Below are 11,578 nucleotides of genomic sequence, written 5' to 3' on the forward strand. Positions count from 1 at the left end.
TGCAGATACATGGCGTTCCCAGCGATCGCCCCAGATCCGCGTCCCTGCCAAAACGAAAAGCCGTTCGACGAAATGGCTGACAAACCATCAATGCCTGATGAGGTGCACCCCATGTCTGATCAAGATCGAGACAACCCGCGGCGTGAGTTTTTGCGCAAATCCCTGACCTTGATCCCGGTGGTCACCGTCGCCAGCACCGCGCTGGGCAGCTCCGTCCTGCTCGCCGCGCCGGAGTCGGCACCTGCCAGCCCCGGCAAAACGCCGGTCAGCACCGGCACCTATGAACCGAGCTACTTCACCGCCGAAGAATGGACGTTCATCAAGGCTGCCGTCGCTCAACTGATCCCGAGCGATGCCCAAGGGCCAGGCGCGCTGGAAGCCGGCGTGCCGGAATACATCGACCGGCAAATGAACACCCCGTACGCCGCCGGCGCCCTGTGGTTCATGCAAGGACCGTTCAACGCCGACGCCCCGGCGGAAATGGGCTGGCAGAGCAAACTGGTACCGAAAGAGATCTATCGCCTGGGCATCGCCGCCATGGATGCTTGGTCGAAAGCCTTCAACGGTAACGTATTTGCTGAACAAGACAGCGCTACCCGAGACGATTTGCTCAAGCAACTCGAGGCCGGAAAACCCGAGTTCGATAGCGTGCCGTCGAAGATTTTCTTCAACCTGTTGCTGCAAAACACCAAGGAAGGATTCTTCTGCGACCCGATCCACGGCGGCAATAAAGGCATGGTCGGCTGGACCATGATCGGCTTCCCCGGCGCCCGCGCCGATTTCATGGATTGGGTGGAACGCAACGAGCAATACCCCTTCCCGGCAGTTTCGATTCGCGGCGAGAGGGCATAAGCATGGCAACGGTAATGAAGAAGGTCGACGCAGTGATCGTCGGTTTTGGCTGGACCGGCGCAATCATGGCCAAAGAGCTGACGGAAGCCGGGCTGAACGTGCTGGCGCTGGAGCGCGGGCCGATGCAGGACACTTACCCTGACGGCAATTATCCCCAGGTGATCGACGAACTCACCTACAGCGTGCGTAAGAAACTTTTCCAGGACATCTCCAAAGAGACGGTGACCATTCGCCATAGCGTGAATGACATCGCCCTGCCGAACCGCCAACTCGGCGCCTTTCTGCCCGGTAATGGCGTGGGCGGCGCGGGCCTGCACTGGTCCGGCGTGCACTTTCGGGTCGATCCGATCGAGTTGCGGATGCGCAGCCACTACGAAGAGCGCTACGGCAAAAGCTTCATTCCCAAGGACATGACCATCCAGGACTTCGGCGTCAGCTATGAAGAACTTGAACCGTTTTTCGATTACGCCGAGAAAGTGTTCGGTACATCGGGTCAGGCCTGGACGGTGAACGGCCATTTGGTCGGCGAAGGCAAGGGCGGCAACCCTTACGCGCCGGATCGCTCGAACCCTTTCCCGCTGGAATCCCAAAAGAACACGGTTTCCGCACAGCTGTTTCAGAAAGCCGCCACAGCCGTAGGTTACAAACCCTACAACCTGCCGTCGGCCAATACATCCGGCCCGTACACCAATCCCTACGGCGCACAGATGGGCCCGTGCAACTTCTGCGGTTTCTGCAGTGGTTACGTTTGCTACATGTACTCCAAGGCTTCGCCCAACGTGAACATTCTGCCGGCGCTCAAACCATTGCCGAATTTCGAGCTGCGGCCCAATTCCCATGTGTTGCGGGTCAATCTCGACAGCACCAAGACCAAAGCCACCGGAGTGACCTACATCGATGGCCAGGGCCGGGAGATCGAGCAACCGGCGGATCTGGTGATCCTCGGCGCGTTCCAGTTTCACAACGTGCGATTAATGCTGCTCTCCGGCATCGGCAAGCCTTACGACCCGATCAGCGGCGAAGGCGTGGTCGGCAAGAACTTCGCCTACCAGAACATGGCCACGATCAAGGCGTTCTTCGACAAGGACACCCACACCAACAACTTCATCGGTGCCGGCGGCAATGGCGTGGCGATCGATGACTTTAACGCCGACAACTTCGACCACGGGCCACATGGCTTCGTCGGCGGTTCGCCGATGTGGGTCAACCAGGCGGGCAGCCGGCCAATCGCCGGGACCTCCAACCCGCCGGGCACCCCGGCCTGGGGCAGTGCGTGGAAACGTGCCACCGCCGATTACTACACCCATCAGGTGTCGATGGACGCCCACGGCGCGCATCAGTCCTACCGTGGCAACTACCTGGATCTCGACCCGGTTTACCGCGATGCCTACGGCTTGCCCCTGCTGCGGATGACGTTCGACTGGCAGGAAAACGACATCAAGATGAACCGTTTCATGGTCGAAAAAATGGGCAAGATCGCCGAAGCGATGGGCCCTAAAGCCATCGCTGTGATCGGCAAGAAAGTCGGTGATCATTTCAACACCGCGTCCTACCAGACCACGCACCTCAACGGTGGCGCGATCATGGGCACCAACCCGAAAACCAGTGCCTTGAACCGTTATTTGCAGAGCTGGGATGTGCACAACGTATTCGTCCCGGGCGCGTCAGCTTTCCCACAAGGCCTGGGCTACAACCCTACGGGCCTGGTGGCGGCATTGACCTACTGGTCGGCCCGGGCGATCCGCGAGCAGTATCTGAAAAACCCCGGCCCGCTGGTTCAGGCTTAAGGAGCGATGACCATGAAAGCACTCGTTATCGCGACGTTCGCCCTGCTCGGCAGTGGCTCGATCTACGCCGCAGACGTTGATCAAAATCTGATCAAACAGGGCGAGTACCTCGCCCGTGCCGGCGACTGCGTGGCCTGCCACACCGCCAAGGACGGTAAGCCGTTCGCCGGTGGCCTGCCGATGGAAACGCCGATCGGCACGATCTACTCCACCAACATCACCCCGGACAAAACCGGTCTGGGCGACTACAGCTTTGAAGATTTCGACAAAGCCGTGCGCCACGGTGTCGCCAAAAACGGTAGTACGTTGTACCCGGCAATGCCGTATCCGTCCTACGCCAGCGCCAACGAAAGCGACATGCAAGCCCTGTACGCCTACTTCATGCACGGCGTGGCGCCAGTCGCCCAGGAAAACAAGGCCAGCGACATTCCCTGGCCATTGAGCATGCGCTGGCCGCTTATGGGTTGGCGTTGGCTGTTCGCCCCGGCCGTGGCCGACTACACAGCGCCGCTCGGCGAAGACGTCGTGGTCAGTCGTGGGGCTTATCTGGTGGAAGGCCTGGGACATTGTGGCGCCTGCCATACGCCACGTGCCCTGACCATGCAGGAAAAATCCTTGAATGCGGGTGAAGGCAGTACGTTTCTGTCAGGCAGTGCGCCACTGGAAGGCTGGATCGCGAAAAGTCTTCGCGGTGATCACAAGGATGGCCTCGGCAGCTGGAGCGAAGAACAACTGGTGCAATTCCTCAAGACCGGGCGTAGCGACCGCAGTGCGGTGTTCGGCGGCATGAGCGATGTGGTGACCCACAGCATGCAATACATGACCGACGCCGACCTGACTGCGATTGCCCGTTACCTCAAGTCCCTGCCGGCCAATGACCCCAACGACCAGCCGCACCAGTACGACAAACAAGTTGCCCAGGCGCTGTGGAAGGGTGACGACAGCAAGCCAGGCGCTTCGGTGTACATCGACAACTGCGCGGCGTGCCACCGTACCGACGGTCACGGGTATACGCGGGTGTTCCCGGCGCTGGCGGGCAACCCGGTGTTGCAATCGGAGGATCCAACGTCGCTGATTCACATCGTGCTCAAGGGCGGCACATTGCCGGCCACGCACACGGCGCCATCGACCTTCACCATGCCGGGATTTGCCTGGCGGCTGTCGGATCAAGAAGTGGCGGATGTTGTTACCTTCATCAGCACTAGTTGGGGAAATAAAGGAACGACGGTAAAGTCCGGCGATGTAGCCAAACTGCGCAAGGGTGATATGAAAACAACTTCCGGCGACGATCTTGGCCAACTCACTCAGCATAACTAAGCTGCCGTGATGAGCTGAACCTGCATGAGTGATCATGCAGATTTAATCAATTATCGAGGATCAAGGATTGACGATAGCGGAATAGGCCTTGGCCAGAACCAGCAGTTTTGCTTTGTCATCACTATCAATATCACCGTCACCGTCCACATCACTGCGTAGGGTCCGGATGTTGAAGGATCGGCCGCCATCCGCCGAGACTGCCGTGACGTAGACGGAATCCACCAGGGCTTCGGTCTGTTCATCATTGACAGCGTCCCAGCCCAGTTCCTTACGGGCAAGTTGCATAGCTACTTGCGATTCGTTTGGGTTGACGATACTCGGAGCCAACAGTTGCAAAAAAATACCGCGCTGATTAAACATAGACATTTATTAATTCCATTTAATAAGTGATACACGAAATCCGTGTACGGCGAATGATACTTACCCTACTGCACGAAAACTACTGATTATATATTTCTCATGATGACGACAGATCCCGTTATTATTCAGCCAATACAAAAACTGTTTGGAGATGACAGATCGCTGAACTTACCCTTCGATCGTTCGATCAATCCCTATCGCGGTTGCAAGTACGATTAACAGTACTGGTACAAAAAGCCTGAAAGCGATGTGTCACGCTTCAGCCCCCTCCCCAAAGCCATCCTTCTCCCATAGTTAATGAAAAAGAACATAGGGAATATTCCTCATTATTTTTGGGATTCGTCCTACAGCCAGTCTTTGAACCCTCCGTTACGGTGGCCATTTTTCATCGCATGAAGAATGGACGCTTTGCTATGTGTGGCTGCCCCATTTGTAAAGCCCGCAAACCCACCCAGGAGGACATCCGCCGTCAACAGGCAGATACCCTTCGATATGAACAAGGATTGGCTCGTGATGAGGCCAGACGGAACATAGCCTCAACAACGCCAGCGGCGAATGCCCCAACCTTCGGCTGTGTGTTCGCCAAGAGTTGCAACCTCCCTGACGGCGTCATCAATCACAACAACCCCGCCGGATTTGTGCCTGTCGAGAGACTGGCCGACTACGGAATGTGGGCTGTGCTTGGGACAGGGGCAGCCATTACCGCTCAAGGCATACCGCTGCAGCTGGTGGGTGGGTCTGCTACCGGCAGCGCAATTGCTCAACGTCTCGGCGGGTCACTTGCACTCACTTTGCTGGAAGGATCAACAGTTGTTGCCACTCGCGCTGCATTGGGCACCGTTGCGTTATTGATGCCGAACACCAGCATTTCACCTGACAGCGCCTTCTACACAAACGATCAGTACGCAACGCTTGATGCGGGCCGTACGCGTGTCCGTGTCAATGCCAAAACCTTGCCGAATGGGTCAGTAAACGTTTACGGGTTCTACACAGGTGGCAAAAAAGACTGGGAAACTGTCCCGGTCATCGAAGGCAGAAAAGTCGGTGAGAAATACGTTGCCGACATTGGCAGCGGGATTGGGCTCACTTGGACGCCAGCGGCAAGCCCTGACGGTGTGCTAGGTATTCCTGCGCTGGAAGGTGCACCAAAGTTACCGCCTGTGTGGGTGTATCCGCCGACCGAACAGGCCAATAAGATACTGGACAACCCGAAGCACCCACCCGACTACCACGACGCAATCATCAAGTTTCGTGACGCCGGTATTCAGCCGATTTACATTTCGCTGAGTGTTTCGGGTGACCATGGGTATCATCCGGCGCCTAAAGGGCTAACAGCCTTTCCTGATGCGGTGAAAGTCGACTTTAAAACAAGAGTCCAAGGTGGCGGCGGAGCTCGCAGACGTTGGAAGGATGGTAAGGGTCGTATTTACGAGTGGGATAGTCAGCACGGGGCTGTTGAAATGTACGATAAACAAGGTAAACATTTAGGAGAGTTTGACCCTGTCACGGGCAAACAAACCAAGCCAGCCAAACCCGGTCGAAAAGTAGAGAAATAGGAGTTTTCATGTACCTTTGTATTAGCGGATTTCTACCTGATAGTGCCGAAGATGATTCACTTAAATTTGAACTCGATCTGAATGCTTCATTTAATGACCAAATAGTTAAACTTCTCGGACATAAAGGTCTGAATGAAATGGCTAGCGGAGAGTGGCTGCTAACAACTGAGGAGGCTCAGCAGATTGCTTTATTGGTCAATCAGCCAATTCCAAGCGACCTTAAGCTATTCATTGGGGTTGAGACGTAGCACTATCTGCCCATCGCAAACTTAAGAGGAATCGATATCTGGGCAAGCCCAAAGCGAGGGCCTAACAATAGATCACCTCGTATGGGCGGTAAAGCCTAATAAGGCGAGCACCTGCAGTTACATTAAGAAAAAATAAAAATGACAAATCTTTCAACGAAATCAGTGAGCACTCGGAGTCATGTATGTTTTTATGTATCGAAGGTTTCTTTCCTGACGGTCACGAAAATAAATTTGTGCAATTTGAGTTGGACGTAGCCTCAGAACTCAATCAGGTCGTGCTTGATTTGGTTGGTTGGGAATCCCTTCAAGATGGCGTAAGACATGGTGTTGTTGAACTTACAGCAGAGCAAGCCCGGCAAATTGAAGGTGTGCTCGGGAAACCCATTCCGAAGGAGCTTGATATCTGTATCAGCGTCTTAGCATAAAAATTAGGGTGCTGCCCCCATGAACCTATGCATCACCGGTTTTTTGCCCGACAACTTTGAAGATAGCTCACTGAAATATGAGCTTTATGTGGATTCAACCTTTAACGACCAAATCGTGCAGCTTCTCGGCCATAAAAGTCTAAATCAAATGGCAAGCGGAGAATGGCTGCTAACAACTGAGCGGGCCCAGCAAATCGCTTTACTGATCAACCAAACCATTCCAAGCGACCTTGATGTATTCATTGGGGTGGAGGCCTAATACAACTTCATTTCCATGAAGGATTTGCAGGACTGACACAAATTGAAAGAGTAGGAAACGCCGAACGGTGCTGGCCCAGGCAACCGACGCGATGTACTGTATACCCATACAGCTACCGAGCACCCACCGATGTCCACCCCTCTTCCGCCACGCGGCCGCGGCACCGCCACCAACCCGCACAACCGCTTCGCGCCGAACCGTTCGGTGGCGGAGGACGACGGTTGGTATCAGGAAGCGCCGGTGACCCAAGGCACCGAAGTACGTATCGAGACGGCGAAAACCATCATCACCCGCAATAACTCGCCGGATTTGCCCTTCGATCGTTCGATCAATCCCTATCGCGGTTGCGAGCACGGTTGCATCTATTGCTACGCGCGGCCCAGCCACGCCTATTGGGACATGTCGCCGGGGCTGGATTTCGAAACCAAGCTGATCGCCAAGACCAATGCCGCCGACGTGCTGGAGGAACAGCTTTCCAAACGCGGCTATCAGTGCGCGCCGATCAACCTGGGCTCCAACACCGATCCGTATCAGCCCATCGAGCGCGAACACAAGATCACCCGCCAGACCCTGGAAGTGCTGCTGCGTTACCGTCATCCGGTGACCATCATCACCAAGGGCTCGCTGATCCTGCGCGATCTGGACCTGCTGGTCGAGCTCGCCGAACAGCGACTGGTGGCGGTGATGATCAGCCTCACCACGCTCGACGATGAGCTCAAGCGCATCCTCGAACCCCGGGCCGCAGCGCCCAAGGCGCGATTGCGAGCGATTCGGGTGATGCGCGAGGCGGGAATTCCGGTGGGGGTTTTGTGTTCGCCGATGATTCCGATGATCAATGACAGCGAGCTCGAAAGCCTGCTGACCGAGGCCCAGGCCGCCGGTGCCCAGAGCGCGGCGTATATGATGTTGCGCCTGCCTCTGGAAGTCGCGCCGCTGTTCGAGGAATGGCTGGCGGCTCACTACCCGCAGCGCGCGGCCCATGTGCTGAGCCTGATCCGACAGAGTCGTGGCGGCGAGCTCTACGACAGCCGCTTCGGTGCCCGGATGCGCGGTGAAGGACCATTCGCGGACCTGTTGGCACAGCGTTTTGCCAAAACCATCAAGCGCCTGGGGCTCAATCGCCGTGAAGGGTTTAATCTGGACTGCGACGCCTTCTGTCCGCCGGGTCGCCAAATGTCGTTGATCTGAAGATAATTGGCCTATGGTTGAAGAGCGGCAAACACCCAGTCACGTTTTTTGTGACCTGGAACACACGTTCTAGAGCGGTTGATTCAGTTTGAGTTAAGTTTCGACGGTTACCTTGTTCATCGAGTGACTGACGGGTCTGGATTTACGACCTGGACGTTTTTTAAACAGCCACTGGCTTCACATCGGATAAAACGGGACACTTTCCCAACTCCGTCAAAGAGGATGAATCATGAGTGACAAGGATAATCAGCCGTTGGCTGCGTCGGCTTCAGCCCACCCCGAGGCGGAATCCGCCGATGCAGCGCTGAAGCATATCGTTGACGGCTTTTTGCATTTTCATCACGAGATCTTTCCGCAGCAGGAAGAACTCTTCAAGAAACTCGCCACGGCCCAGAATCCCAGGGCGATGTTCATTACCTGTGCCGATTCGCGCATCGTTCCGGAGCTGATTACCCAAAGCTCCCCTGGCGACCTGTTCGTGACCCGCAACGTCGGCAACGTTGTACCGCCTTACGGGCAAATGAACGGCGGCGTTTCCACCGCCATCGAATACGCGGTGCTGGCCCTGGGCGTGCAACACATCATCATTTGCGGGCACTCCGATTGTGGCGCCATGCGCGCGGTCCTCAACCCGCAAAGCCTGGAAAAAATGCCCACGGTCAAAGCCTGGCTGCGGCACGCCGAAGTGGCGAAAACCATGGTTCAGGAAAACTGCAATTGCGCTAACGAAAGCGAAAGCATGCACATCCTCACCGAAGAGAATGTGATCGCCCAGCTGCAGCATCTGCGCACGCATCCATCGGTGGCCTCGCGCATGGCCAACGGTCAGCTGTTTATCCATGGTTGGGTCTACAGCATCGAAACCAGCGAAATCCGAGCTTATGACGCGGATCAGGGGTGTTTCCTGCCTCTGGATGGCAGTCATCCGATTCCGGTGGCGACGCCTAAAGCGCGCTTCTAAATCCTCCTAAATCCCTGTGTGGTTTAGCCGCGCTGCCAGTTGAGCAGCCTGGCTTTTTCACGCCTGAAGAAAAATTCGGGAGAATCCCTATGCGTGCTGCGCAATTAAAAGCTGTTCTGCCACGGGAGCTATTGGCGTCCGTGGTGGTGTTTCTGGTGGCCCTGCCCTTGTGCATGGGCATCGCCATCGCGTCCGGGTTGCCGCCGGCCAAAGGCCTGATCACCGGGATTATCGGTGGCCTGGTGGTGGGCTGGATTGCCGGTTCACCGCTGCAAGTCAGCGGCCCGGCGGCGGGTCTGGCCGTTTTGGTGTTCGAGTTGGTGCGCCAGCATGGCGTCGCCATGCTCGGGCCGATCCTGCTGCTGGCGGGGTTTCTGCAACTACTGGCCGGTCGTTTCAAACTCGGCTGCTGGTTTCGGGTGACGGCGCCAGCGGTGGTCTACGGCATGCTCGCCGGGATTGGCGTGTTAATCGTGCTATCACAGGTGCATGTGATGCTCGACGCGGTGCCCAAACCGTCGGGGCTGGATAACCTCGCAGCCTTCCCGGCCGCGGTGGTTCAGGCTTTGCCGTCCTTTGGCTGGCAGGCCGGTTTGCTCGGGCTGTCGACGATTGCGGTGATGTGGTTGTGGGAAAAATTCCGCCCGCATTCCCTGCGCTTCGTTCCCGGGGCCTTGCTCGGCGTTGGTCTGGCGACGGTCGCCAGCCTGATGCTCGCCTTGCAGGTCAAACGCGTGGAAGTGCCGGCCAACCTGGCAGAAGCCATCGATTGGCTGAAACCGGCGGACCTGCTGAACCTGGCCGATCCGACGATCCTGATCGCCGCATTTGCCGTGGCCTTCATCGCCAGCGCTGAGACCCTGTTGTCGGCCGCCGCCGTGGACCGCATGCACAGCGGCCAGCGTTCGGACTTCGACCGCGAATTGTCGGCACAAGGTGTGGGCAACATGCTCTGCGGTTTGCTCGGCGCATTGCCGATGACCGGCGTGATCGTGCGCAGCTCGGCCAACGTCCAGGCCGGTGCGACCACGCGATACTCGGCGATCTTCCATGGCCTGTGGCTGTTGGCGTTCGTGCTGTTGCTGTCCAGCGTGCTGCAAAGCATTCCGGTGGCGAGCCTGGCGGGTGTGCTGGTCTATACCGGTTTCAAACTGGTGGACCTCAAGGCCTTTCGCGGTCTGGGCCGTTATGGCCGGATGCCGATGTTCACCTACGCGGCGACCGCCCTGGCGATCATTTTCACCGACCTGCTGACTGGCGTACTGATCGGCTTCGGCATGACCCTGGCCAAACTGGCATGGAAAGCTTCACGGTTGAAAATCAGCCTGATCGATCTGCCCAAGGACGGCGAAATGGAGCTGCGCTTGATCGGTGCGGCGACCTTTCTCAAGGTCCCGGCACTGACCCAAGTGCTGGGCACCATTCCAGCCGGCGCGACGGTGCATGTGCCGCTCAATAACCTGAGCTACATCGACCATTCGTGTCTGGAGTTGCTTGAGGAGTGGGGCCGGGCGAATGCCGCGAAGGGTTCGAAGCTGTTGATTGAGGCGCGGGGGTTGAAGCGCAGGCTGGAAGGGCGGTTGCGCACAACCAGCGGCGTAGGTTCCGCCGGGTAGAAAACAATGTGGGAGCGGGCTTGCTCGCGAAGGCGGTATGTCAGTCAACATTGATGTTGAGTGATCGGCCGTCTTCGCGAGCAAGCCCGCTCCCACAGGGGTTCGGTAGTGACTGTTGGATCAAGCGGCCGGCTGATCCAGCTCCAGGCCCACGCCTAACTGGCGCGACAGGCACGGCCAGCGTTTCCACGCGGCGCCGGTGTCCGGGCTGTTGAGTTTCTCGCGGTAGGCTTCCACCGATTCCAGCGCGAAACTGTCTTCGTTAAGCATCTCGTCCACGGCGTGATGCACAGCCTCATCCAGTTGGTTGGCGAACTCTTCGCCGATCAATTGGTGGGCAATCAGGTTGGCGACAGTCATGTCCAATGGGATCAGGGGCTGGCCAAAATGCTTGATGTACAGGTCATTCACCTCTTCGACCAACCGATGCGCCAGATAGGCTTCGTCCAGCAGGCTGTCCAGGCCGATGTGCCCGGTCATGATCGCCGGCGGCTGGAGGAAGAACTGCTCGGCGATTTTCAGCACCGGTTTGATCTGCGATTCGATGCCCGCTTCCCGTGCGACATCATTGGCGGCGTCCAACAGGTCCGGTACTTGCTCTATATAAGCGGCCACGAACCGGGTCATCACGCCATTGGCGTCGACGTCCGGCAATTGGATGGCAGCATGCAGGTGCGGCAGTTGGGTTTCCAGTTGACGAGTTAACAGGCCGGTCTCGGCCTCGTGTTGTTGGGCTTTTTGGATCTGCTCGCGCAATGCGGCGGTGTTCATGAAAACTCCAGGAAACAAAGGCAATGAAATAGGGAAGACATAACTTAGCTGGCTTATGAAAGTTGCTAAGACGCATTTGTCATAATTGTTTCATCCTTGAGACACCAACGTTATATCGATTTGCCACCACTCGTCGCGCATCGTTCTCCATTCGTGCCCTTGAGCGCAAGTGGCAGCTGTTTCAGATCATTTACGCCATCACATTGCGAGGTGGCAGTCGCTGTCTATACTCGGGTGG

12 protein-coding genes are annotated in these 11,578 nt (G+C 56.9%); 10 read left to right on the forward strand and 2 right to left on the reverse strand.

Features of this window, described 5'->3' with window-relative positions:
- The first annotated feature begins 111 nt into the window (after positions 1-111).
- From HB680_RS05775 to HB680_RS05785, 3 genes are read left to right on the forward strand one after another with little or no spacing between them, the layout of a single operon-like run.
- Positions 112-852 (forward strand): gluconate 2-dehydrogenase subunit 3 family protein, encoded by a 741-nt coding sequence (locus HB680_RS05775; RefSeq protein WP_213937629.1) that lies wholly within the window; start codon positions 112-114, stop codon positions 850-852.
- Positions 853-854: 2 nt separating this feature from the next.
- A complete protein-coding gene (locus HB680_RS05780; protein WP_213937630.1) occupies positions 855-2,639 on the forward strand; it encodes a GMC family oxidoreductase in 1,785 nt (594 codons plus the stop codon).
- Between the two features lie 12 nt (positions 2,640-2,651).
- Entirely contained in the window at positions 2,652-3,956 is a 1,305-nt protein-coding gene (locus HB680_RS05785) for a cytochrome c (protein WP_213937631.1), read from the forward strand.
- Between the two features lie 60 nt (positions 3,957-4,016).
- On the opposite strand, the gene HB680_RS05790 is transcribed toward HB680_RS05785, so the two are convergent.
- The gene (locus HB680_RS05790; protein ID WP_213937632.1) at positions 4,017-4,322 is read right to left on the reverse strand and encodes a hypothetical protein; all 306 of its coding nucleotides are present in this window, start codon (positions 4,320-4,322) and stop codon (positions 4,017-4,019) included.
- A gap of 368 nt (positions 4,323-4,690) precedes the next feature.
- Here HB680_RS05790 and HB680_RS05795 point away from each other — a divergent pair, with 368 nt between their 5' ends.
- The 7 genes from HB680_RS05795 to HB680_RS05825 all read left to right on the forward strand — a co-directional run bounded on the left by HB680_RS05795 (position 4,691) and on the right by HB680_RS05825 (position 10,569).
- Positions 4,691-5,872: a colicin E3/pyocin S6 family cytotoxin gene (locus HB680_RS05795; protein ID WP_346657350.1), complete on the forward strand. Its 1,182-nt coding sequence runs from the start codon at positions 4,691-4,693 to the stop codon at positions 5,870-5,872.
- An 8-nt stretch (positions 5,873-5,880) separates the two neighbouring features.
- A complete protein-coding gene (locus tag HB680_RS05800; protein WP_213937633.1) occupies positions 5,881-6,120 on the forward strand; it encodes a pyocin S6 family toxin immunity protein in 240 nt (79 codons plus the stop codon).
- A 182-nt stretch (positions 6,121-6,302) separates the two neighbouring features.
- Positions 6,303-6,545, forward strand: coding sequence for a pyocin S6 family toxin immunity protein (locus tag HB680_RS05805; protein ID WP_213937634.1), 243 nt, complete (start codon positions 6,303-6,305; stop codon positions 6,543-6,545).
- A gap of 19 nt (positions 6,546-6,564) precedes the next feature.
- The gene (locus HB680_RS05810) at positions 6,565-6,804 is read left to right on the forward strand and encodes a pyocin S6 family toxin immunity protein (protein ID WP_213937635.1); all 240 of its coding nucleotides are present in this window, start codon (positions 6,565-6,567) and stop codon (positions 6,802-6,804) included.
- A 129-nt stretch (positions 6,805-6,933) separates the two neighbouring features.
- Positions 6,934-7,992, forward strand: a complete 1,059-nt coding sequence (locus HB680_RS05815) for a PA0069 family radical SAM protein (protein WP_213937636.1) — start codon at positions 6,934-6,936, stop codon at positions 7,990-7,992.
- Positions 7,993-8,221: 229 nt separating this feature from the next.
- Positions 8,222-8,953: a carbonic anhydrase gene (locus tag HB680_RS05820; RefSeq protein ID WP_213937637.1), complete on the forward strand. Its 732-nt coding sequence runs from the start codon at positions 8,222-8,224 to the stop codon at positions 8,951-8,953.
- 89 nt (positions 8,954-9,042) lie between these two features.
- A complete protein-coding gene (locus tag HB680_RS05825; protein ID WP_213937638.1) occupies positions 9,043-10,569 on the forward strand; it encodes a SulP family inorganic anion transporter in 1,527 nt (508 codons plus the stop codon).
- Between the two features lie 120 nt (positions 10,570-10,689).
- Here the strand turns inward: HB680_RS05825 and HB680_RS05830 are convergent, their stop codons facing one another.
- Positions 10,690-11,340 carry a hypothetical protein gene (locus HB680_RS05830; protein ID WP_123513330.1) on the reverse strand — a complete coding sequence of 217 codons (651 nt, stop codon included), beginning with the start codon at positions 11,338-11,340 and terminating at the stop codon, positions 10,690-10,692.
- Positions 11,341-11,578: the final 238 nt, after the last annotated feature.

The sequence above is a fragment of the Pseudomonas sp. dw_612 genome, assembly GCF_018449725.1.
In the GTDB taxonomy this organism is placed as follows: domain Bacteria; phylum Pseudomonadota; class Gammaproteobacteria; order Pseudomonadales; family Pseudomonadaceae; genus Aquipseudomonas.

Bases quoted from the DNA above. Each gene is read 5' to 3' on its own strand.
- HB680_RS05775 (WP_213937629.1), top strand. From the start codon at position 112: ATGTCTGATCAAGATCGAGACAACCCGCGGCGTGAGTTTTTGCGCAAA.
- HB680_RS05780 (WP_213937630.1), top strand. From the start codon at position 855: ATGGCAACGGTAATGAAGAAGGTCGACGCAGTGATCGTCGGTTTTGGC.
- HB680_RS05785 (WP_213937631.1), top strand. From the start codon at position 2,652: ATGAAAGCACTCGTTATCGCGACGTTCGCCCTGCTCGGCAGTGGCTCG.
- HB680_RS05790 (WP_213937632.1), bottom strand. From the start codon at position 4,322: ATGTCTATGTTTAATCAGCGCGGTATTTTTTTGCAACTGTTGGCTCCG.
- HB680_RS05800 (WP_213937633.1), top strand. From the start codon at position 5,881: ATGTACCTTTGTATTAGCGGATTTCTACCTGATAGTGCCGAAGATGAT.
- HB680_RS05805 (WP_213937634.1), top strand. From the start codon at position 6,303: ATGTTTTTATGTATCGAAGGTTTCTTTCCTGACGGTCACGAAAATAAA.
- HB680_RS05810 (WP_213937635.1), top strand. From the start codon at position 6,565: ATGAACCTATGCATCACCGGTTTTTTGCCCGACAACTTTGAAGATAGC.
- HB680_RS05815 (WP_213937636.1), top strand. From the start codon at position 6,934: ATGTCCACCCCTCTTCCGCCACGCGGCCGCGGCACCGCCACCAACCCG.
- HB680_RS05820 (WP_213937637.1), top strand. From the start codon at position 8,222: ATGAGTGACAAGGATAATCAGCCGTTGGCTGCGTCGGCTTCAGCCCAC.
- HB680_RS05825 (WP_213937638.1), top strand. From the start codon at position 9,043: ATGCGTGCTGCGCAATTAAAAGCTGTTCTGCCACGGGAGCTATTGGCG.
- HB680_RS05830 (WP_123513330.1), bottom strand. From the start codon at position 11,340: ATGAACACCGCCGCATTGCGCGAGCAGATCCAAAAAGCCCAACAACAC.